Consider the following 20,999-nt stretch of genomic DNA (forward strand, 5'->3'; position numbering starts at 1 on the left):
CGACGCGGCGCGGCAGCGCTCCCCGCCCGGTAGCGACCGGGCACCCGACGTACCCACTCCCACACGCCCAACACCGGGATTTCTGATCCGCCGGACCTGCTGCTACATTGCCGGCCGATGCAGAACCGCGCCGACGACCTGCCCCGCCGCCGCCGTCTCCCCGCCGTCCTCGCCGGGCTCGGCTTCCTCACCATTCTCGCCGTCGCCCTGGTGGGCGCCGCCGGCCGGCTCCGCGCGGTCCCGCCCGAAGCGAACCCCGCGATCATCCAGGCGGAACCGGCGCCGGGGCCGTCGGCCCAGGCCACGCCGGCGGTCGAGCCGGTGCGCTTCACGACGGTCGCGGTGCGGCTGCAGAAGAACCAGACCCTGAACCAGGCGCTGTTCTCGCTCCGCCTCGCGGCGGCGGAGGTGAACCAGGTGGTGGACGCGCTCCGCGGCCACTTCCCCTTCCGGAAGGCGCGGCCCGGCGACCAGCTCCGCATCGAGCGCACCGCGGACGGCGACCTGCACCGCTTCAGCTACCGGCAGGGCGCGGCGGATGAGTGGATCGTCGAGCGGGCCCCGGACGGCACGCTCGAGGGCGCGAAGCGCCCGGTCGAGCTCACGACCGAGGTCGCCCGCGTGGCGGTCACCATCGAGTCGTCGCTCTACGAGTCGCTCGCGCGCGCCGAGGAGGACCCCGGGCTCGCGGTGCTCGCCGCGGACGTGCTCGCCTGGGACGTCGACTTCTACCAGGACGTCCGGAACGGCGACCGGATGCGGATCCTCGTCGAGAAGGTGTACGCCGACGGGAAGCTCCTGCGGTACGGGGACGTCCTCGCGGCCGAGTACGACGGCGCCGCGACGGGCCGCAAGCGCCTCTTCCGCTACACCGACCCGACGGGCCAGACGAGCTACTTCGACGACGAGGGCAACAGCGCGCGGCGCGGCTTCCTCAAGTCACCGCTCAAGTACGCGCACGTCACCTCGACGTTCGGGATGCGCCGCCACCCGGTCCTCGGCTACACGCGGGCCCACGAGGGCGTCGACTACGGCGCGCCGGTCGGCACGCCCATCTGGGCGGTGGGCGACGGCTCTGTCCGGCAGGCGGGCTGGAACGGCGGCTGCGGCAAGAGCGTGATCCTGCACCACCGCAACGGGCTCGAGACCATCTACTGCCACATGTCGCAGGTCGCGGTGTCGGCGGGGAGGCAGGTCTCGCAGAAGCAGATCATCGGCTACGTCGGGTCGACCGGCCTCTCGACCGGGCCGCACCTCCACTACGCGGTCAAGCGCGGCGGGAGGTACATGAACCCGATGCAGATCCAGGTCCCGCGCGAAGCGCCCGTCCAGGCGGCGTGGCTGCCGGACTACCGCGAGAAGATCGCGCCGCTGCGGGCCCAGCTCGCGGGGCCGGTCGCGCTGAACTGAGTCGATCTCACGGGGACTGCGTCCCCTCCCCAGCGGCGAAGCCGCTGGGGACCCCACCCCTGCTCGGCGGGGCCCGTGAACGGTCGCGCCCGCTTCGCGGGTTCGCGACCGTTCCCCGCCGGGAGCGGCTTCGCCCCTCCCCGCGCGTTGCGCGGGGCCCCTCCCGCTGAGATGACTGGCGGGGGGCCCCTCACTCGCGCCGCGCGAGCACGCGCGCCAGCGCGCCGCGGAGCACGTCGAGGCGCACCGGCTTCTCGAGGCACGCCTCCGGCTCGATCTCCGTCGCCCGCCTGGCCTCGTCGGTGAACGCGCCCGCGGTCATGAACAGCACGCGGCCGTCCAGCTCGGGCGCGATCGCGAGGAGCTGGCGGTGCAGCTCGAGGCCGGTCATGTCCGGCATGACGAGGTCCGTGAGCACCGCGTCGAACCGCTCCCCCCGCTCGACGAGCCGGAGCGCCGTGCGGGCCGACGCCACGACCGTCACGTCGTGATCGGCCGCGAGCACGCGCCGGAGCGACGCCGCCACCAGCCGCTCGTCGTCCACCACCAGCACGCGGCTCCGCGCGACCGGGGGCGGCGCGGCGGCGCGGCCCGCCGTGACGGACGCCGACGGCGCCGTCTCGGCCGCCGGCAGGACCACCCGGAAGGTGGCGCCGCTGCCCGGGGTGCTCTTCACCTCGAGCTGCCCGCCCAGGCCCTGCACGATGCTGCGGCAGATGCTGAGGCCGAGGCCGGTGCCCTGCCCCGCCGGCTTCGTCGTGAAGAACGGCTCGAAGATCCGCGGGAGGACCGCGGGCGGGATCCCGGCGCCGGTGTCGGCCACCTCGACGGCGACGTTCCGGCCGGGCAGCTCCCGGGCGGAGATGCGGATGACGTGAGACTGCGCGTCTCCCTCCGGGATGGCCTGGGCCGCGTTGGCGAGCAGGTTCACGAAGACCTGCGCGAGGCGCGCCGGGCTGCCCTGCACCGCGGGCACGCGGCGGACGTCCTTCTCGAGCCGCGCCCGGTGCCGGATCTCGTTCCAGGTCATGGCCACCGAGGAGCGGAGCACGGCCTCGAGGTCCGCCGGGCCGTCGTCGGCGCCGCTCGCGGCGCGCATGAACGTGCGGAGGTCCTGCAGGATGAGCCCCAGCCGCTCCACCCCCTCCACCGACTCCTGGAGCGCCTCGCGGATCTCCGCGCTCGGGCGGTCCGCGACGAGCGGGGGGACCGCGCCCGCGAGGTACTCGAGGTTCGCGGCGACGTACGCGAGCGGCGTGTTGAGCTCGTGCGCCACGCCCGCCGCGAGCGCGCCGACCGAGATGAGCCGGTCCGCGAGGGCGAGGCGGGTCTGGACCTCGCGTCGCGAGGTGACGTCGCGGAGCACCGCGAGCGCCACCCCGGGCTGGATGTCGGGCACCACGTCCCACTCGACGAGCCGGGTGTCGCTCGGCGTCGTGACCGTGGCCTCGCCCTGGCGCGGCGTGCGCGCCGCGAGGTCGAGCTCGGTGCGGGCGACCTCCGAGGGCCGGTGCCCCCGCAGCGCCTCGAACGTCGCGCCGAGGATCCGCTCCACCGCCGCGTTCGCGTCGACGAAGCGCCCCTCGCGGTCGACGATGGCGAGCCCGTCGCGCGCGTGGTCGAAGACGGCGCGGGCGAGCCGCTCGCGCACGCGGAGCGCCTCCTGCGCGGCGCGCGCGTCGATGGAGGTCGCCACCACGTTCGCGACCGTCTCGAGGAAGTGGATCTCGTCCGAGGCGAAGTGGCGCGGCGAGCGGCCGGCGACGAGGAGGACCCCGTGGGCGCGCTCCTTCCCGCGCACGGGGACGGCGAGCGCGGCGCCGGCGCCGGCGGCGGCGAGGAGCGAGTCCGCGAGGCGGCCGTCGCGGACCACGTCGGAGCTGTGGACCGGCGAGCCGCCCGCGCGCGCGAGGCCGGCGAGCGTCATCACGACCGGGACGGCGTGGCCGCGCGGGACCGAGACGCCGGCGGAGGCGCGGACGGCGAGGCCGCCTCCCTCCGGCTCGAGGTACGCGCCCGCCGAGAGCTGGAGGGCGCTCGGGGCGAGCGACGCGGCCGCGTCCAGGAGATCCTGCACGGACGGGAGCCCGAGCGCGAGCTGGCTCACGCGGGCGAGCGCCGCGGCGCGGCGGAGCTCGGCGTCGAGGCGCAGCGCGTCCTCGCCGCCCTCGGCCGCCGCGCGCCGTCCTTCCCGGTCGCGCCAGCAGGCGATGATGTAGACCGGGTTCTCGCGCGGCCAGGGGCGCGCCGAGAACTCGAGCCAGCGCAGCCGGCCGTCGGCGCAGCGGACCCTGACCTCGATCGGGATGGCGTCGTCGAGCGGCGTCGAGCGTGCGCTCGCGAGGCTCGCGAGGTCCTCCTCGCTCACGAACGACCAGGCGTTCTTCCCGATCACCTCGTCCGGCCGGTAGCCCGCGATCCGCTCGACGGCGTCGTTCACGTAGAGGATGTCGCCGGCGGGCGTGAGCACGCCGAGCAGATCGTCCGAGAACGCCGCCACCGCCGCGTGGAGCCCCGTGTCGAGATCTCCGACCTGCCGTTGCAGGCCCTCGGGAGCGCCCTCGCCGGGCCGCAGGCCGCCGGCCCGCTCGAGCTCCGCGACGCGGTTGTAGAGGACCGCGAGCTCGCGAAGGAGCTCGGGGGTGGTAGACAGGGCCATCGCGCCTCCCCTGCGTGGCAATGAGGCTGCATCCTACGACGCGCAGCGTGCGATCGCCTGCCTCTCGTCCGGCGAAGCCGAGACGCGGCGCGTCGTGAGGGCCCCCCGGCCCCGTCGACCGGAGAATCACCGCGAGCGCACGCCGCCGCGCGCGAGGAGGTCCTCGCGTCGCGCGGCGGCGTGGGGCGGCCTTCAGCGGCGACGGCGCCGGGCGCGCTCGGCCGTGAGCGTCTTCCCGCTCCACTCCTTGCCGTGCAGCGCCGCCACCGCGCCTTCGAGCGCCTCGGGCGCGACCTCGACGTAGCTGTGCGTGCGGCGGACCTCGACGGACCGCGGCTCGACGCCGGGCGCGAAGGTGGACAGGGCCTCGCGCACGCGGCCCTCGTCGGCGCCGTCCTGCTCGCCGAGCGAGAGGAAGATCTTCGCGCGCGGCGGCCTCGCCGCGTCCTCGCTCCCCGCCCCCCCGGCGAGGCTCCCCTCCGCGCCACCCTCCGGCGCGGGGGCGTCACCCTCGACGGACGGCTCGCGCGGGCGGTCACCGCGTCCGCGCGAGGTGCGGCGGCTGCCCTCGCGGGGCGCGGGCGAGCCCGCGTCCACGGTCGTCGCGGCCACCTCGCGCGTCTTGCCGTCCGCCTCGCCAGCCGGCGCGACCGCCTCGACCACCTCGCGGCGCTCGCGACGCGGACGCTCCGAGCGCTCCGAGCGCTCCGAACGCCCGGACCGCTCCGACCGCTCGCCGCGATGTCCGCGGTCGCGCCCGCGGGCCTCGCGCGGCTCGGCCTTCTCGCGCGGCTCGGCCTTCTCGCGGCGCTCGTGCTCCTCGCGCTTGTGCTCCGCCTTCTCGCGATCCTGGGCCCGCTCCATGCGGTGGTGCGTGAAGAAGTACTTGAGCGCGAAGGCCGTGAGGTACTCGCCGTCCGGGCGGTTCTTGAGCTCCTGCGCGAGCGGGATGAACGCCTCGAAGATCGACGCGCTCATGTTGTCCTTCAGCTCCGCGACGTGGCGGTCCGTCCAGCGGCGCCGCGCCTCGTCGGGCGTGGGCAGCTTCTTCTCCTCGAAGGTGATCCCGTACTTCTTCTGGAGCACCGTGAGCGTGTGGATCTCGGCGCCCGACACGATCGAGAGGCTCGTGCCCTTCTTGCCGATGCGCCCGGTGCGGCCCACCCGGTGGAGGAACACCGCGGGATCCTCGGGCAGCGAGTAGTTGATGACGTGCGAGAGGTCCGAGATGTCGATGCCGCGCGCCGCGATGTCGGTCGCGACCATGAAGCGGACCTCGCCCCGCTTCACCTTCGCCATCACCCGCTCGCGCTCCTTCTGAGGCAGATCGCCGTTCAGGAGCTCCGCGTCGTAGCCGTTCCGGTTCAGGACGGCCGCCACGAGCGAGGTGTCGTTGCGCGTGTTGCAGAAGACGATCGCCGTCTCGGGCTCCTCCGTCTCGATCATGTAGAGGAGGTTGCGCGGCTTCGGGTACGCGTCCACCGCCGGGTACATCACGTTGTGGATGTTCTCGACCGAGTACTCGTCGCCCGAGAGGAGGATGGTCTCCGGCTCGGTGAGGTAGTCGTGGATGATCTGCTCGATGTCGGCCGGGACCGTCGCCGAGAAGAGCAGCTGCTGACAGTCCTGGGGGAGGTTGTCGAGGATGCGCGTCACCTCCTCGAAGAACCCCATGTTCAGCATCTCGTCCGCCTCGTCGAGGCAGCAGACCATCGCGTCGTCGAGCTTGAGCGTGCGGCGCCGGATGTGATCGTAGATGCGGCCCGGGGTCCCGACGACGATCTCGGCGCCGGCCTCGAGCTTCTGGAGCTGGTCGCCCATCGACGCGCCGCCGTACACCGCGACGACCGACAGGTCCCTGTGCTTCGCGAGCGCGGTGAACTCCTCGGCCACCTGGATGGCGAGCTCGCGCGTCGGGCACATCACGAGCGCGGAGGGCTTGCGCCGGCCCTCCGGCACGCGCTCGAGGATGGGGATCGCGAAGGCGGCGGTCTTGCCGGTGCCGGTCTTCGACCGGACGATCACGTCCTTGCCGTCGCGGACGGGCCGGTAGGTCGCGGCCTGCACCGGGGTCGGCCGCTCGTAGCCTCGCTCGGCGATCGCGCGGCGGACCGCCTCCGAGAGCCCGAGCTCGTCGAAGGAGGCCTGTGAGACGTAGTCAGAGGGCGCCAGCTCTGGCGCCCCGGCGGCGGGGTTCTCCATGCGTAGACTCCTGCTCGCGCCTCGACCGAGTCGGGCGCGGCTCGTGAGCGGCGCATGGCGGCATCTCGCTAGGGACCGCGTCGGCCTCGGTCCTGAGGGAGGACCGGAACCCGCGCCGTTCCGCGAAGACCCGCCACGCGCCGGTGCCGGCGCCGCAGTTCTTGCACGCGGCGCCGCACCTCATATAACACAACGACGGGCGCGCGCCGGCATTCCTGCCTGGCCGCGCCCGAAACCCCGATGGCGAAGCCCACGCGCGACGACGAGGCCACCTCCCGGCCGCTCCCACGCCTGCCCTCGCGCGCCGAGCGCGAGGCCGGGGCGGGCGGGCTCGTCCGCTACGACCCGCTCCGCGCGTACATGGCGGAGATCTCGCGCCACCCGGTGCTCTCGCGCGAGGAGGAGCACGCGCTCGCGGTGCGGTACCGCGAGACGGGCGACGTCGACGCCGCCTATCGCCTCGTCGCCTCGAACCTCCGCCTCGTGGTGAAGATCGCGCACGAGTACCGCCGCACCGCGTTCCAGGTCCTGGACCTCGTCCAGGAGGGGAACATGGGCCTCATGCAGGCCGTCAAGAAGTACGACCCGTGGAAGGGCGTGAAGCTCTCGTCCTACGCGGCGTGGTGGATCCGCGCGTACATCATCCGGTTCCTCATGGAGAACTGGCGGATGGTGAAGCTCGGCACCACCCAGGCCCAGCGCAAGCTCTTCTTCAACCTGTCCAAGGAGCGCGAGAAGCTCCTCGCCCGCGGCATCGATCCCACTCCCCGCCTCCTCGCGAAGAACCTCGACGTCGAGGAGAAGGACGTCCTCGAGATGACCGCGCGGATGTCGAGCGAGGACGTCTCGCTCGACGCCCCCCTCCGCAGCGACGAGGACGACGCGCGCCAGACCCGCCTCGATCGCCTGGCGCTCGACGGCGCGAGCGCTCCCGACGAGCAGATCGGCGACGAGCAGCTCCGCCGGATCTTCCGCGAGAAGCTCCAGTCGTTCTCGCAGACCATCAAGGACGAGAAGGAGCGCTACATCTTCGACCGGCGCCTCCTGCCCCCCGACGGAGAGCCGCCCCTGACGCTCCAGGAGATCGGCGATCGCTTCAAGCTCACCCGCGAGCGGGCGCGCCAGATCGAGGCGAAGCTCACGGCCCGGCTGCGGGACTACCTGCGCGCGGAGATCCCGGACTTCGAGCTGCTCGGCCCGCCCGAGGACTGATGGCCGCGATCGCGCCCCTCGAGCCGGCGGCCGGCGCCCGGCCCGAGCGAGCGACGTCCTGAGCCGGACGCCCCGCGTGGCCGGGCGTGACTCGCCGCGCCGGGAGGCGATCGCGAGCGTCGTCGCTCAGGCGGCTGGCGGCGGGCGCGGGGCGCGCGCCGGCGCGACCCCGTGGGCGAGCTGGTAGGCGGCGCCCGCGACGGCGAGCACGAGGGCGAGGGCCACGATCGCGAGCGGGTGCGTGACGAGCTCTCGCGCGAGGGGGCGGGCTCCTCCGAGCGCGACCGCGGCGGCGCCCACCAGGAGGCCGCCCACGGCGGAGGCGAAGCCGACCGCCACCAACCGGGCGAAGAGCAGCCCGACCAGCCCGGCGACGAGCGCGCCGATCGCCGCGCCCAGCTCGGCGCGGCCGGCGATGGGCGCGTGGAGGCCGAGCAGCAGCCCGGGCAGCGCGCCCACGGCGGCGGGGAACGCGAGCGGGACCAGCGCGCAGGCGGCGCCCGCGACGACGGCGAGGACGGGCGTGGCCACGGCGAGCGAGATCCCGAGGTGCGCCGCGATCGCGCCGCGGAGCGCGTACGCGGCGAGGGCGGCGAGGACCGCCCCGCCCGCCGCGGCCAGCCCGCGCGGGAACCGCGCCGCGACCGTGAGCGCCGCGAGACCGAGGAGCCCCGCCGCGAGCGCGACCGCGAACCCTCGGTCGCGCAGCAGCTCCGCGAGGCGGCCCAGGTCGGTCGCGGCCGCGACGGCGCGCGCTGCGAGGTCGAGGACGCTCTTGAGCACCGACACGGCGCACACCCTAGCAGCGGGTGGAGCGCGCGCCAACCTGGCGCCCGTGCCCGGGATTCCGCGGGCGCCCGCGCCGGTTTCCGCCTAAGATCTGCGCGAGATCGATGCCCGGCCCGACCCGTATCCCACGCCGCACGTTCCTCGCCGCGGCGGCGGCCGCCGCCACCCTCGCCGCCCTCCCCCGGCGCGCTCGCGCGTTCTCCGACGCCTCGAAGCTCGTCCTCGCCCAGGTGCAGCACGGCGGCAGCTGGAACCCGCGACCGTCCGCGCTGCGCCGCCTCGGGTGGGAGCTCGCGCGGCGGACGTCCATCGAGACGGCGAGCGCACCGGCCGCGGTGCGGCTCTCCGATCCCGGGCTCCACCGCTGGCCGTGGCTCTACCTCGCCGGGGCGGGGCCGCTCCCGCCCTTCACCGACGCCGAGCGCGCCGCCCTCCGCCGCCACCTGCAGTACGGCGGATTCCTCGTCGTGGACTCCGCCGACGGCACCGAGGCCGGTCCGTTCGACGCCTCGGTCCGCCGTGAGCTCGCGCGGGTGCTCCCCGCCTCCCCGCTCGCGCCCGTGCCGCGCGAGCACGTCCTCAACAAGACGTTCTACCTCCTCGATCGCCAGGGCGGCCGCGTGCTCGTGAAGCCCTGGGTCGAGGCGCAGACGCTCGACGGGCGCCTCGCGGTGGTCTACTCGCAGAACGATCTCGGCGGCGCATGGGCCCGCACGGAGCTCGGCGACTGGGAGTATCCGTGCACGCCCGGCGGCGAGGCGCAGCGCGAGACGGCGCTGCGCATCGGCGTGAACCTCGCGATGTACGCGCTCTGCACGGACTACAAGGACGACGCCGTGCACCTCCCGTTCATCCTCCGCAGGCGGAGCTAGCGTGGACGGCGGGTACAACGCCTGGCGGCTCACCGCGCTCACGCCGCTGCCGACCTGGGCGATCGCCCTGGCCGCGCTCGCCGCGGCCGGCGCCGTGGTCCTCGCGCTGCGGGGGCTGCGCTCCGAGGCGCGCCGCGCCCGGCGCGCAGCCCTCGTCGCGCTCCGCGCCCTCGCGGCGGTCCTCGCGCTGTTCCTCCTGCTCGAGCCCGCCGTCGAGCTCCTCCAGACCGCGCGGGTCCGCAACCGCTTCGCCGTCCTCCTCGACGCTTCACGCTCGATGAACTTCCCGGTGGAGCGGGACGGCGAGCCCCGCGCGGCGGCGGCCGGGGCGTTCCTCGCCGCGCACCGCGCCGATCTCGAGCGGCTCTCGGACCGCGTGGACCTCGAGTGGTACACGTTCGGCGCGGACGTCGCGCCGGTGGATCCGGCGGAGGCCGCGCGCGGCGTCCCCGGGCGCGCGGGCCGGACGGACCTCCTCGGGGCACTCGACGCGGTCGCCTCGGGCGCGAGCGGCTCGACGCGGCGGCTCGCCGGCCTGCTCGTGGTGTCGGACGGAGCGGACAACGCCGCGCTCTCGGAGGGCGTGGGCCCGGAGGCCCGCGCCAAGGCGCGCGCGCTCGGGATCCCGGTGAACGCCGTCGCGGTCGGGCGCGGGGCGCCCAAGGATCTCGCCATCGAGCGCGTCGCGGTCGACGAGTTCGCGTTCGTCCGGAACACCGTCACGGTCGACGTGACGCTCCGCGCGCGCGGCTTCTCCGACGAGGAGGTCCGGCTCGTCCTGCGCCGCGAGGGGGCGGTCGTCGCCTCGGCCACCGTCCGCCTCGAACGGGGCCGCGACCGCTACACCGTCCCGCTCTCCTTCGCGCCGGACGCGACGGGGACCTTCGTCTTCACCGTCGCGGCCCCGGTGTTCCCGGGCGAGGCGGTCGTCGAGAACAACGCGCACTCCTTCGTGCTGCGCGTCATCCGGGACCGCGTCCGCGTGCTGCTCGTCGCAGGGCGGCCGAGCTGGGACGTGCGCTTCCTGCGCGGCCTGCTCAAGCAGGATCCCAACGTCGATCTCGTGAGCTTCTTCATCCTCCGCTCGAACGCCGACGACGCGGGGCCGCAGCAGGACCTGTCGCTCATCCCGTTTCCGGTGGCGGAGATCTTCGGGGAGCAGCTCCGGACGTTCGACGCGGTGGTCTTCGTGAACTTCGCCTACGCCCCGTACCGCGGGCTCGAGATCGAGCGCTTCCTGCCCGCGCTCCGCGAGTACGTGCGCGGGGGCGGCGCGCTCGCCATGGTCGGCGGCGAGCAGAGCTTCGGCGACGGGCGCTACGGCGAGACGGCGCTCGCCGAGATCCTCCCCGTCGCGCCGATCGACGGCTCGTCGATGGCGGAGGGCGAGATCGCGCCCCGGCTCACCTCGGAGGGGAAGCGCCACCCCGTGACGAGCCTCGCCCCGGGCGACGCCGCGAACGAGGGGGTCTGGCGCGGGTTGCCGCCCGTCACCGCGGTGAACCTCACGCACGCGCTGGCGCCCGGCGCCGGCGCGTCGGTCCTGCTCGAGGCGCCCGCGGTCCTCGTCGAGGGCCGCCCCGCGCCGCTCGTCGCGGTGCGCGAGGTCGGCGAGGGCCGCACGCTCGCGGTCGCGACCGACGCGACCTGGCGCTGGGGGTTCCTCGCCGCCGAGTCGGGCCAGGGGAACCGCGCGTACCTGCGCTTCTGGAACCAGGCCCTGCGCTGGCTCGTGCGCGATCCGGGCCTCGCGCCCCTGCAGGTCGAGCCCGATGCACCCGCCGTCGAGCCCGGGGCGCCGGTCGGGATCGCGGTCACCTCCCGGCGACCGGACTTCGGGCCCGCCGCCGGCGACCGCGTCGCGGCGGAGCTCGTCGACGACGACGGCCGGAGCGTCGCGCGAGGCGAGGCGGTGGCGGGGGAGGACGGCGTCGCGCGCGTGGAGCTCGTCGCGCCGGGCCCCGGCGCCTACAAGATCGTCGCGCACGGCCGGGACGGCGAGGTCGCGACCGGCGCGGTGGCGGTGCGCGGCTCCGGCCCGGAGGACTCCGATGCGGCGCCGCGCCCGGAGCTGCTCTCGGCGCTCGCGGAGGCCACGGGCGGCGCGTTCTCGGCCCTCCCGGGCGGCCGCCTCCCCGACCTGAAGCTCGCGGATCCCGAGGTGGTCGAGATCGGCCGGCGCAAGTCGGTGCCAGTGTGGGATCGCTGGTGGTACCTCGCCGCCCTGGCGGGCGTGCTCGCCGTCGAGTGGGTCCTCCGGCGCCGCTGGGGTTACTGGTAGCCGCGCGGGCGGTCGCAAAGCTTTCGAGGCGGAAGCGCGGAAGCGCAGGCGTTTCGCTCTCCCCGAGCGATCCCCGGGGGAGTCCGCGGCCGAGGCCACCCAGCCGAGCCCACGGATTTCCAGGCCTTGCGCCGTTTCCCGCACACGCGGGTTGCCACCGGCACGTCGACTGCAAAGGTCGACATGCGGCACCAGTCGCCTCCCGGGTCAGCAGGCACGGCTGCGAATCCCGGACTGCGCGCCGGCCGTACCCGTTCGCGGGGACGGCCGGCGCGTTATCTTTCGAGCCATGAAGATCTCGAACGGAACCGTCGTCGGCATCGACTACTCGCTCCACCTCGGCGACGGGAAGATCATCGACGCCTCCGAGCCTGCCGAGCCCCTCACCTATCTCCACGGCGAGGGGCAGATCGTGCCCGGCCTCGAGTCGGCGCTCGAGGGGCTGTCCGCCGGCGATCGCAAGCAGGTGACCGTGCCGCCCAAGGACGGCTACGGCGAGCACGACGCGCGCGGCGTCCAGGAGGTCGACCGCACCGCCTTCCCGCCGGATTTCCAGCCCCAGCCCGGGATGGAGCTCACGGCGGAAGGCGAGGACGGCGAGCCCGTCCCGTTCGTGATCCGGGAGGTCCGGGGCGACAAGATCCTGATCGACCTGAACCACCCGCTCGCCGGCAAGACGCTCTACTTCGACATCACGATCCGTGACGTCCGCGAGGCGACCGAAGAGGAGCGGGAGCACGGTCACGCCCACGGGCCGGAAGGGCACGACCACTAGAGACGGATGCCGCTCACGCTCACCCTCGCGCGACGGCCCCGGCGCCGTCGCGGGGCGGAGCCTCGTCCGGGCGCCGGCGGCTACTTGACGGTGGGCGTCACGTCGTAGGTCCAGGTCTCGCCCCGCGAGATCGAGAACCGCTCGGCCACGCTGGCGCCGCCGAGCCGGACCTCGACGCGGTGGGCGCCGACGTCGACCTCGCGCCGCACGTCGCCCATACCGACGCGCTTTCCGTCGACGAGGACCTCGGCCTCCGCCGGCGCGGTCACGACGAGGAACCCCTTCCCTGCCGACGGAGCAGCGGCGACGACGCGGCGGGGCGGCGCCTTCTTCGCCGGCTTCGCCGGCGCGGCCGCAGCAGGCTCCGCCGCGGCAGCCCTGGGCGGAGCTCCGGCGTCCTCCGCGGGCGCCGTGGAGGCGGGCCTCGCCGGTGCCGCGCCGCCGGCTGCGGGCGTTTCGGGGCGGGCCTCGGCTGCCTGGGCGGGCTCGCGTCCGGCGACGTCCGCGCGGACGAGGTCGGGGAGGATCCTGCCGCGGGTGGCGACGAAGCCCCCGCCGAAGCCGACGAGAAGGCACAGCGCGGCGATCGCGAGCGGGGCCCGCGAGCGCCGCGGCGCTGCGGCGACGGGCGCGGGGAACGTGGACACCGTGTCCGGCGAAGGAGCAGCCACTCCGCCCGAGGCGACCGGCTGCGGCGAGAACGGATCCGCAGGACGCGGGACCTGTACCGGCGCCGGCGCGACGGCGGGCGCGGGCGCCTGAGGCGCGACGCGCGCGGGGATGACGACGGGCTCAGGGAGCACCGAGCCACCGCGCGCCTCGGCCGCGGCGGGAGCGAACCATTCAGGAAGAGCCGCCTCGCGCGGTCCTGCCGGGACGGGGGTCGAGGTCGGGACCGGCTGCACCGGCGGAGCCGTTTGCTCCGGCAGGAGCGGGTTCACCGAGGAGGCCGGGGTCTCCGTTCCGACCGGGTTGCCCGTAGCCATCGCGGTCGGGCTCGGGCTCGGGCTCGCGTTCGCGGTCGCGGTCGGGGTCGGGGTCGGGGTCGGGGTGGCCGCCACCATGGCCGGCTCGCCGTCCTCCAGCAGCTCGACGGCGAGATCGGCCTCGGCGTCCTCTCCCGTGGCTCGCGCGACGAGGCGCGCGGGCGCCGCGCGCTCGCCCTCGTCCGCCGGGGGGGTGGCCTCGGGGGGGGCCGCCACCGCCTCGCGGGGCGCGAGCGGCAGCGCGGCCGCGATCGCCTCGCCCAGCACGCCCGCCGAGCGCAGCGGCTGTCCCCCCGTCGCGCCGAGCGCGAGATCGACGACTGCCGCCAGCGCGGGAGGGATGCCGGGAGCGTCGAGCGGCCGCGGCGGCGCCTGCGGGGGCTCGCCGACGAGGCACTCGTGCAGGATCGCGGCGAGCGCGCGCACGTCCGCGGCCGTCTCCTCTCCGAGCCCGGCGCCGAGGCCGGTGAGCACCGTCGCTCCGTCCGCGGCGACGACGAGCCGCTCGGCGGAGAGCGCGCCGTGCGCGAGGGGGCGACCATCGCCGGGATCGAGCGCGTGGACGCGCGCGAGCCCGGCACAGGCGTCGGCGACGACGCGGGCGGCCACGTCCGGAGGGAGCCGCCCGGCGGCGTCGAGGAGGTCGCGGAGCGAAGGACCGGGCCGGTGCGGCTCGACCACCGCGACGGCGCCCCCCACCGTCTCGAGGCCGTCGACCGGCACGACGTTCGGGTGCCGCACGCGCGCCGCGGCCTCGGCGTCGCGCGCGAGCGCCGCGAGTCGGACCGGATCGTCGGCGACGCGCGCCGGGGCAAACGCGAGCACGACCGCGCGGGGCGGCCCTGAGCGGTCCACGGCGAGGGCGCGACGGAACCCGGAGGAGGACGGCAGCGGCGCGATGATCTCGAAGCGATCGGTCGGGGCCATCGCCGCCGAATCTACACCCTGCCCGCCCGCGGCGCCCGCCCGCAGCGCGCGGCGCACCCACGCCCACGTCGGCACACGGGCGTGGCGGGTGGCGGACCCACCGGCTACGATGCGCGCGTGCCGCGCATGAAGGCCGTCGTCACCGACCTCGACAACACGCTCTACCCATGGGTCGACTACATCGTCCCGAGCCTCGAGGCCATGGTCGCCTCGCTCGAGCAGACCACGGGCCGCCCCCGCATCGAGATCGTCCAGTCCCTGAAGGCGGTCTATACCCGCCACGAGTCGAACGAGTACCCGTTCGCGATCCAGGAGTCGTCGCTCTTCCGGCCGTACGAGGCGGACTTCGACTCGTTCGACGCGCTCGTCATCCGCCCCGCGCGGCGCGCGTTCGCCGAGGCGCGCCGGCGCTACCTGCACCCCTACCCTCACGTCCGCGAGACGCTCGAGAAGATCCGCGCGCGGGGGCTCAAGGTCATCGCCCTCTCCGACGCGCCGCGGAACGCGCTCGAGCTGCGCATCCAGATGCTCGAGCTGGACGGTCTCTTCGACGCGGTCTACGCGCTCAAGGGCTATGACCTGCCCGAGAACGTCGACCCCGAGATCCGCCGCAAGGACGCGGCCGGGGCCTACCGCTCCAAGAAGACCGTGGTCGTGGAGCTGCCGCGCGCGGCGGAGAAGCCCAGCCCGGCGGGGCTGCGCCGGGTCCTCGGCGACTTCGGGCTCGAGGGGACCGAGGTGCTCTACGTCGGCGACAACCCGAAGAAGGACATGCCGGTCGCCCAGGCGTGCGGCGCCGTGGGGGTCTGGGCCGAGTACGGCACGTACATCTCGAAGGAGTACCGCGAGAGGCTCGCGGTGATCTCGGCGAAGGCCGTGACGCGGCGCCACGTGGCCGACGTGGACACGCCGCGGTGGCCGCTGTCGATCGCCTCGTTCGTGCAGATCCTGGACGTCCTCGACGGCGCGCGCTGGACGGCGCCCGAGGCGACCGTGCCGGCGGCCCGGCGCGGCGCGAAGCGGCGGCGGCGTTGAGCGTGCAGGTGAGCTACTCGGATCTCGCAGGGCGCTGCGCGCTCGTCACGGGCGCCTCGTCCGGCATCGGCCTCGGCGTCGCCGAGGCGTTCCTCGCGCAGGGCATGAAGGTCGCCGTCCACTACCGCTCGAACCGCGCGGCCGCGGAGGCGCTCGCGGCCCGCTACCCCGGGCGCGCGGTGGCGATCGGGGCCGAGCTCGGCACCGAGGCCGGCTGCGTCCACCTGGTCGACGCCACGGTGAAGGCGCTCGGCGGGCTCGACCAGATCGTGCACTCGGCCGCGATCTGGAACGAGGGCCCCATCGACCGGATCGCCGGACCGCAGCTCGAGGAGATCTTCCGCGTCAACGTGTTCAGCGCGTTCTACCTCGTGCGCGAGGCGACGCCGTACCTGGGGCGGAACGGCCGCGGCAACGTCGTGTTCATCGGCTCCACCGCCGGCCAGCGTGGCGAGGCGCGCCACGGCCACTACGCGGCGACGAAGGGCGCGCTCCAGTCGCTCGCGATGAGCCTCGCGGTGGAGCTCGCGCCGCGCACCCGGGTGAACCTGGTCTCCCCGGGCTGGGTGCGTACGCCCATGGCGGAGGCGGAGCTGAAGGACGTCGGCGCGGCGATCGCCGGCGCCCTCCCGAACCGGCGCGTCGGCGAGGTCGCGGACGTCGTGCACGCGTGCCTGTACCTCGCGAGCGAGGCCTCCGGGCACCTCGTGGGGGACGACCTCTGCGTCTCGGGAGGCGCGCTGCTGGTCGTGCCGCGCGGTCAGATCGTCGCGCGCGAGCCGTAGCGACTCGCGTGCGGGCGGGCGCCCGCGGCGCTAGGACCACCGCATGCGCTTCCGCCACCACGTCTTCGTGTGCGAGAACGTGCGGGCCGAGGACGATCCGCGAGGCTCGTGCGGGCGCAAGGGCTCGCCCGCGATCCGCCAGGCGCTGAAGGAGGAGCTCAAGCGCCGCGGGCTCGACAAGCAGATCCGCGCGAACGCCGCCGGCTGCCTCGACGCCTGCGCCTTCGGCCCGTCGATCGTCGTGTACCCGGAGGGCGTCTGGTACGGCCACGTCTCGGTCGCGGACGTCGCGGAGATCGTCGAGCGCCACCTCGTGGGCGGCGAGCCGGTCGAGCGGCTCCGGCTGCGGCGCCTCGAGGCCGGACCTCCGGCGCGCGCCGCCGACGCGGCACCGCCGGGTGATCCGAAGAGCGGCGGCGAGCGCTGAGCGGAAGCCGCAGCCGGGGAGCCCGCTCAGTTCGCGAGCTCAGGCCCGTCGTGGAGCTGAGCCAGCGTCGCGCGGACCGAGTCGGAGTCCTGGGCGTCCGGGGCGCGCGCGAGGTACGTCTCGAGGTCGCGCGCCGCCGAGCGGCCCGCTCCGAGCCGGGCCGCGGCGAGGCCGCGATCCCGGAGCGCCGCGAGCTGGCTCGGCGCGGCGAGCAGGATCCGGTCGAGCACCCACCAGGCGCGGAGGTCGTCCTTCCGCGCGGTGTAGAGGCGGCGCAGGTTCCCCAGCATGCGCAGCACGATCTGGCCCGGGGTGGATGGACCGAGCAGGCGCCGGTCGAGATCGCGCCCGGTGCGCTCGCGGTAGCGGGACAGGCAGTCGTCGGCGGAGAGCATCTCCCCGCCGTGGAAGGCGTCCACGAAGATCTCGGCGCCCGAGGGCGAGAGGTAGCGCACGAGGAAGTGGCCCGGCATCCCGACGCCGTCAAGCGAGACCCCTGCGCGGCGCCCGACCTCCATGTACACGACGGACAGCGTGATCGGCAGGCCGACGCGGCGGTCGAGCACCTCGTTCAAAAACGAGCTGCGCGGGTCGTCGTAATCCGTCGACCCGCCGTGCATCCCCTCTTCCCCCGCGAGCACCTCGCGGAGCGCGCGGAGCAACGAGGCGGCGCGGGCGGGAGCCGGCGAGCGGGCGACGACCCGCGCCGCGAGCGCGTCGAGCCGGGCGAGGTACGCAGCCTCGTCGAGGTGTGGGTACTCCTCCGCCGCGATCGCCAGCGCAGCCTCGTCGAGCGGGATGGGATCGCGGGCCATCACCGCGGCGAACCGCTCGCGCGCGAGGCCGCCGGCGGTCATCGCGCCACCGCTGCGGGGGCGAGCGCCCGGCCGGCGGGCGTGCCGGCGAGCCGGCCGCAGGAGGCGAGAGGCGTCGTCACGGAGCCGAGTATAGCTGCCGGGTCCGGCCCTCGGGCGCGCCGTCGGCCTCGGCTGATCACACGGTGGGCGGTTCGTGGGCCCTGCGCCGCGAAGATCGTTCGCTGCCGCGGCGTCGATCGTGGGCGGTACGCGACCCGCCGAAACGGGTCGCATACCCTCTTGACGCGCCCGCGGTCCTTCTCTAGATTCGCGCCCCTGCCATTCCCCAGTAGCTCAGTTGGCAGAGCAGGTGACTGTTAATCACCGGGTCGCATGTTCGAGTCATGCCTGGGGAGCCATTTCGGACGGGCGGTTGGGCCTGGCTCAACCGCCCGTCGTCCATTGAAGCTACCGAGACTCTCCGCAGGATCCTCCCGGATGCTTGCGGGTGCTCGCACCGAGGGAGTCAGGCGCGGGCCGGGGTCCACACGGCCCGCGCCTCACCCGCGGAAGCGCCCGCCTACTCGTACGTAAAGTTGAACTCGGCGGTGCCCCCCGAGATCCCCACGGCGTTTACCACGGAGATGGCCGCCGTGGTTCCGACGTAATCGGGAGTCGCCGGGTTCGGCGCCGTCACGGTGATGTAGGGCTCATACCGCTTTCCCGTCGCGGGGTCCGTGCCCTCGGGCCACTCCATCGACATGCTGGACGGCAGCTGCCCCCCGAAGTCGACGCTGTGCGCAGTGTGCAAGCTGGTTCCCCTCAGCGTGACCCTGGTGCCCCTGGGCCCGTGGTTCGGCTCGATGCTCGTCAGCTGCATCAGGCGCGGATCGGGCGCGAGCGGGAGGGAGAGCGAGAAGGTGAAAGGGTACGGGGTGCCGACGTTGGTGCCATTGTCGTTGGACGCTCTCGGCTCCTTGCGGGGGTTGCCGAGCGGGATCGTCCCGAAGTGCATGGCCGTACCGCACCCCGAATCGAACATGAGCCCGTTGCTGGGATTGTTCGCGACGTCGCCGACCACGTCGATGCTCTTGTCGCCGACCCAGAAGGTGCCGAGGCTCCCGCTGTAGTTGCACTGGGTGATGTCCCAGAAGTAAGACCATCCGAGGAGCATGGAGAGATCGACCTGCACCGACAGGACGGGGACGCCATCCCTGTTGACGGGCAGAGCGCTACGAACCTCCGGCAGCAGCGCCCACACCCACTCCTGTGAAGGCTCGAACGAAGAACCGTAGATGACCCCTGGTAGCCCCGCGGTGACGAGGAGCCCCGGGCCGCCACACGCGTGGTTCCCCGGGTCGATGTTCTGCTTGACGTGGTTCCAGGAATCGTACGTCCAGCGGACCTTCGACGGATCCGTTGGGTCGGCGGAGATCTGCGGCAGGATCGTGATCGCGTCCGCCTGATAGGTCTTCGTGTTGCTGTACGATACGCCCGCGCTGAACCCGAGCGAGCGGCTCACCTCTGCGCTGGGCTTCCCGCCCGAGAACCCCGCGCTCGAGCCGATCGTCCCCGACGCGCCGAAGTTCCAGGTCACGCCGGTGCTGTACTGCACGTTGGGCATCTGCGCCTGAGGCGCGGTGTAGCCGGCGAGGACCTTCACTCCGGTTTTGAGCGTGGCGTCCGGCACGGAGGCGCCCACGTTGGCCTGCCTGAGCCAGTACCCCGCGAAGCGGTTGTTCTTGCCGATGGAGAGCTTGCAGCCCCCCGTGTTCACGGCGGCGGAGATGCGTGTCAGCAGGTAGTCGCCCGGCTGATCCACCACGGAGATGGGGCTATGCACCGCCCAGGAGTAGGTTGTCACGGCGAACGTGTCGGTGCACTTCTGCTTCGACCCGCAGTGATCGCTGTAGAAGGCTTCCATGCTGAAGACGTCCGTGTGCGACCACGGGAACTGTTCCGGCTCGCTCCCCAGCGTGTTGTAGCCGGGTGCTTCGGCGGCCACGATCGCCCTGGGCCCGCTCGCCCTGGGCGCGCTCGCCATGGAGGCGATCCCCGATTCGAAGGTCCCGCGGACTTGCCTCCGGAACCAGTCGAGCACCATCTCGGCGTAGGCCTCCTTGCGCACGTCGGCGTCCGGAGAGGGCTCGAAGTTGGGAATGGACCGGATCGCGAGCATGCGCAACCGCCCCTGCGGCGCCGCGAGCACGTACAGCTCGGCAGGATTGGTGAGCGTGATCGCGGGGACGCTCCCGTTGATGGCGTGAAGGCGCACGAGCAGGTCCTCGGTGACGCCGGTCACCAGGATGGCATGCCCCTCCTTCAGGACGGTCCTCAGCGCGCTCCTCTCGCTGTCGGAGAGCTCGAGCAGGCTATCCGCATTCATCAGCACGGGTCCGTCGGTCTCCCCGCGCCACTTCTTCGGATGGAATAGCTTCTCGAGCTGCTTGACGAGGGCACCCCTGGGCTTGCCATGCTCATAGCTCGCCAGATCGATCTTCACGGCGAAACTATCGGCCCCCCCGGAGGCTTGTGGCCCCGCGGACGACGCGCCCCCCAGCTGATTGTCCTGTTCGCGCCCACCGCAAGCCGCCAATGCCAGCACCGCCACGAACGTGCACAAGCGACGCATCCCACACCTCCTGTCGCCTCGCAGCGTGAGACGGTTCGCGAACCGGGCACAGCGAGAAGAGAGGTCCCTTCCTTGGGACTCGGACGATTCACCGCCGTCCTCGGCGTGTGACGGAGTGCCTTCCCGCGCTGCCTGCGCCTCGGGCGTTCCCTCGCGCACGCCTCGGCGTCCCCGCCGTCCGGCTGAGACTGGAACGCGCGTGCTCGCCCGGCATAGGCCTTGCGAGGACTTCGAGGAGGAGGCCTCGACAGGCGCTCACGGCGAGCGGCCGTGACCCCGAACACCTCCGGACGCCGGTGCTGGTTCGAGATCCTGGCGGCTCGTCGGTGGCCCCCTGCGGGGAAGGGGCCGGCCGGACCTTCGCCGCGAGAGACTCATCGCGAGGAGCCACGCCGGACGGCGATCGCGCACGGCAGCGCGCGTGGAGGGATGGCGCCGGCAGCCCGGACGCATGGCAGGGGCCACAAGGATGGCGTTGATCTTCACGCCTGCCGGCGCCAAGAAGCGGCGATGATCACGATCCGCCGCTCCGAGGCTCGCGGTCACTTCGACCACGGCTGGCTCGATACCCGCCACACGTTCTCGTTCGCCGACTACCACGACCCCGGCCACATGGGGTTCCGCACGCTCCGCGTCATCAACGAGGACCGCGTCGCGCCGGGCCAGGGGTTCGGGACCCATGGCCACCGCGACATGGAGATCCTGTCCTACGTGCTGTCGGGCCGCCTCGCCCACCGCGACTCGATGGGGACCGGCTCGACCATCGGGCCAGGCGAGGTGCAGCGCATGACGGCCGGGACCGGGGTCCTGCACAGCGAGTTCAACGGCTCCGACTCCGAGCCCGTCCGCTTCCTGCAGATCTGGATCCTGCCCGAGCGCCGCGGCCTCCTCCCGGGCTACGAGCAGAAGCAGTTTCCGGAGGAGGAGCGGCGCGGGCGGCTGCGGCTCGTCGCCTCCCACGACGGCGCCGACGGCAGCGTGACGATCCACCAGGACGCGCGGGTGTACGCGGCGCTCCTCGGGGCGGGAGAGCGGGCGGTGCTCCCGCTCGACGCCGGCCGGCATGCCTGGGTCCAGGTGGCGCGAGGGACGCTGCGACTCGGAGACGAGACGCTCGCGGCGGGCGACGGCGCGGCCATGAGCGACGAGCGCGAGGTGCGGCTCGAGGGCGTCGAGGCGGCCGAGGTGCTGGTGTTCGACCTCGCCTGAG

General features: G+C 74.0%; 15 protein-coding genes and 1 tRNA gene. 10 read left to right on the forward strand and 6 right to left on the reverse strand.

The window, feature by feature from the left end; translation table 11 throughout:
• Positions 1 to 117: 117 nt before the first annotated feature.
• Positions 118 to 1,410 (forward strand): M23 family metallopeptidase, encoded by a 1,293-nt coding sequence (locus MNZ39_RS06975; protein WP_242336567.1) that lies wholly within the window; start codon positions 118 to 120, stop codon positions 1,408 to 1,410.
• A gap of 190 nt (positions 1,411 to 1,600) precedes the next feature.
• Here MNZ39_RS06975 and MNZ39_RS06980 read toward each other — a convergent pair whose 3' ends face one another.
• Together MNZ39_RS06980 and MNZ39_RS06985 are read right to left on the reverse strand one after the other, a co-directional pair.
• On the reverse strand, positions 1,601 to 4,069 hold the full coding sequence (locus MNZ39_RS06980) for a PAS domain S-box protein (RefSeq protein ID WP_242336570.1): 2,469 nt from the start codon (positions 4,067 to 4,069) through the stop codon (positions 1,601 to 1,603).
• Between the two features lie 192 nt (positions 4,070 to 4,261).
• Positions 4,262 to 6,271 carry a DEAD/DEAH box helicase gene (locus MNZ39_RS06985; RefSeq protein ID WP_242336573.1) on the reverse strand — a complete coding sequence of 670 codons (2,010 nt, stop codon included), beginning with the start codon at positions 6,269 to 6,271 and terminating at the stop codon, positions 4,262 to 4,264.
• Between the two features lie 240 nt (positions 6,272 to 6,511).
• On the opposite strand from MNZ39_RS06985, the gene MNZ39_RS06990 reads away from it, so the two are divergent.
• The gene (locus MNZ39_RS06990; protein ID WP_242336576.1) at positions 6,512 to 7,483 is read left to right on the forward strand and encodes an RNA polymerase sigma factor RpoD/SigA; all 972 of its coding nucleotides are present in this window, start codon (positions 6,512 to 6,514) and stop codon (positions 7,481 to 7,483) included.
• Positions 7,484 to 7,609: 126 nt separating this feature from the next.
• Here MNZ39_RS06990 and MNZ39_RS06995 read toward each other — a convergent pair whose 3' ends face one another.
• Complete coding sequence (locus MNZ39_RS06995; RefSeq protein WP_242336580.1) at positions 7,610 to 8,272, reverse strand: hypothetical protein; 663 nt, start codon at positions 8,270 to 8,272, stop codon at positions 7,610 to 7,612.
• Between the two features lie 104 nt (positions 8,273 to 8,376).
• Between MNZ39_RS06995 and MNZ39_RS07000 the strand changes: the two genes are divergently transcribed.
• The 3 genes from MNZ39_RS07000 to MNZ39_RS07010 all read left to right on the forward strand — a co-directional run bounded on the left by MNZ39_RS07000 (position 8,377) and on the right by MNZ39_RS07010 (position 12,200).
• A complete protein-coding gene (locus tag MNZ39_RS07000) occupies positions 8,377 to 9,144 on the forward strand; it encodes a DUF4159 domain-containing protein (protein ID WP_242336583.1) in 768 nt (255 codons plus the stop codon).
• Between the two features lies 1 nt (position 9,145).
• Entirely contained in the window at positions 9,146 to 11,425 is a 2,280-nt protein-coding gene (locus MNZ39_RS07005; RefSeq protein WP_242336586.1) for a glutamine amidotransferase, read from the forward strand.
• Positions 11,426 to 11,714: 289 nt separating this feature from the next.
• Complete coding sequence (locus MNZ39_RS07010) at positions 11,715 to 12,200, forward strand: peptidylprolyl isomerase (protein ID WP_242336589.1); 486 nt, start codon at positions 11,715 to 11,717, stop codon at positions 12,198 to 12,200.
• 80 nt (positions 12,201 to 12,280) lie between these two features.
• Here the strand turns inward: MNZ39_RS07010 and MNZ39_RS07015 are convergent, their stop codons facing one another.
• The gene (locus MNZ39_RS07015; protein ID WP_242336592.1) at positions 12,281 to 14,113 is read right to left on the reverse strand and encodes a PEGA domain-containing protein; all 1,833 of its coding nucleotides are present in this window, start codon (positions 14,111 to 14,113) and stop codon (positions 12,281 to 12,283) included.
• Between the two features lie 126 nt (positions 14,114 to 14,239).
• Between MNZ39_RS07015 and MNZ39_RS07020 the strand changes: the two genes are divergently transcribed.
• From MNZ39_RS07020 to MNZ39_RS07030, 3 genes are read left to right on the forward strand one after another with little or no spacing between them, the layout of a single operon-like run.
• Complete coding sequence (locus MNZ39_RS07020; protein ID WP_242336627.1) at positions 14,240 to 15,148, forward strand: HAD family hydrolase; 909 nt, start codon at positions 14,240 to 14,242, stop codon at positions 15,146 to 15,148.
• A gap of 2 nt (positions 15,149 to 15,150) precedes the next feature.
• Entirely contained in the window at positions 15,151 to 15,933 is a 783-nt protein-coding gene (locus MNZ39_RS07025) for an SDR family NAD(P)-dependent oxidoreductase (RefSeq protein ID WP_242336629.1), read from the forward strand.
• A 43-nt stretch (positions 15,934 to 15,976) separates the two neighbouring features.
• The gene (locus tag MNZ39_RS07030) at positions 15,977 to 16,360 is read left to right on the forward strand and encodes a ferredoxin (RefSeq protein ID WP_242336595.1); all 384 of its coding nucleotides are present in this window, start codon (positions 15,977 to 15,979) and stop codon (positions 16,358 to 16,360) included.
• A 26-nt stretch (positions 16,361 to 16,386) separates the two neighbouring features.
• Here the strand turns inward: MNZ39_RS07030 and MNZ39_RS07035 are convergent, their stop codons facing one another.
• A complete protein-coding gene (locus tag MNZ39_RS07035) occupies positions 16,387 to 17,217 on the reverse strand; it encodes a SirB1 family protein (protein ID WP_242336598.1) in 831 nt (276 codons plus the stop codon).
• A gap of 283 nt (positions 17,218 to 17,500) precedes the next feature.
• Here MNZ39_RS07035 and MNZ39_RS07040 point away from each other — a divergent pair.
• Positions 17,501 to 17,576 (forward strand) — tRNA-Asn (locus tag MNZ39_RS07040).
• Positions 17,577 to 17,737: 161 nt separating this feature from the next.
• Here MNZ39_RS07040 and MNZ39_RS07045 read toward each other — a convergent pair.
• Complete coding sequence (locus MNZ39_RS07045) at positions 17,738 to 19,660, reverse strand: hypothetical protein (protein WP_242336601.1); 1,923 nt, start codon at positions 19,658 to 19,660, stop codon at positions 17,738 to 17,740.
• A 639-nt stretch (positions 19,661 to 20,299) separates the two neighbouring features.
• Between MNZ39_RS07045 and MNZ39_RS07050 the strand changes: the two genes are divergently transcribed.
• Positions 20,300 to 20,998: a pirin family protein gene (locus tag MNZ39_RS07050; RefSeq protein ID WP_242336605.1), complete on the forward strand. Its 699-nt coding sequence runs from the start codon at positions 20,300 to 20,302 to the stop codon at positions 20,996 to 20,998.
• The last annotated feature ends 1 nt before the right edge of the window (position 20,999 follow it).

Origin of the sequence: Anaeromyxobacter sp. SG66 (genome assembly GCF_022690805.1) — a bacterium.
Taxonomy (GTDB): domain Bacteria; phylum Myxococcota; class Myxococcia; order Myxococcales; family Anaeromyxobacteraceae; genus Anaeromyxobacter; species Anaeromyxobacter soli.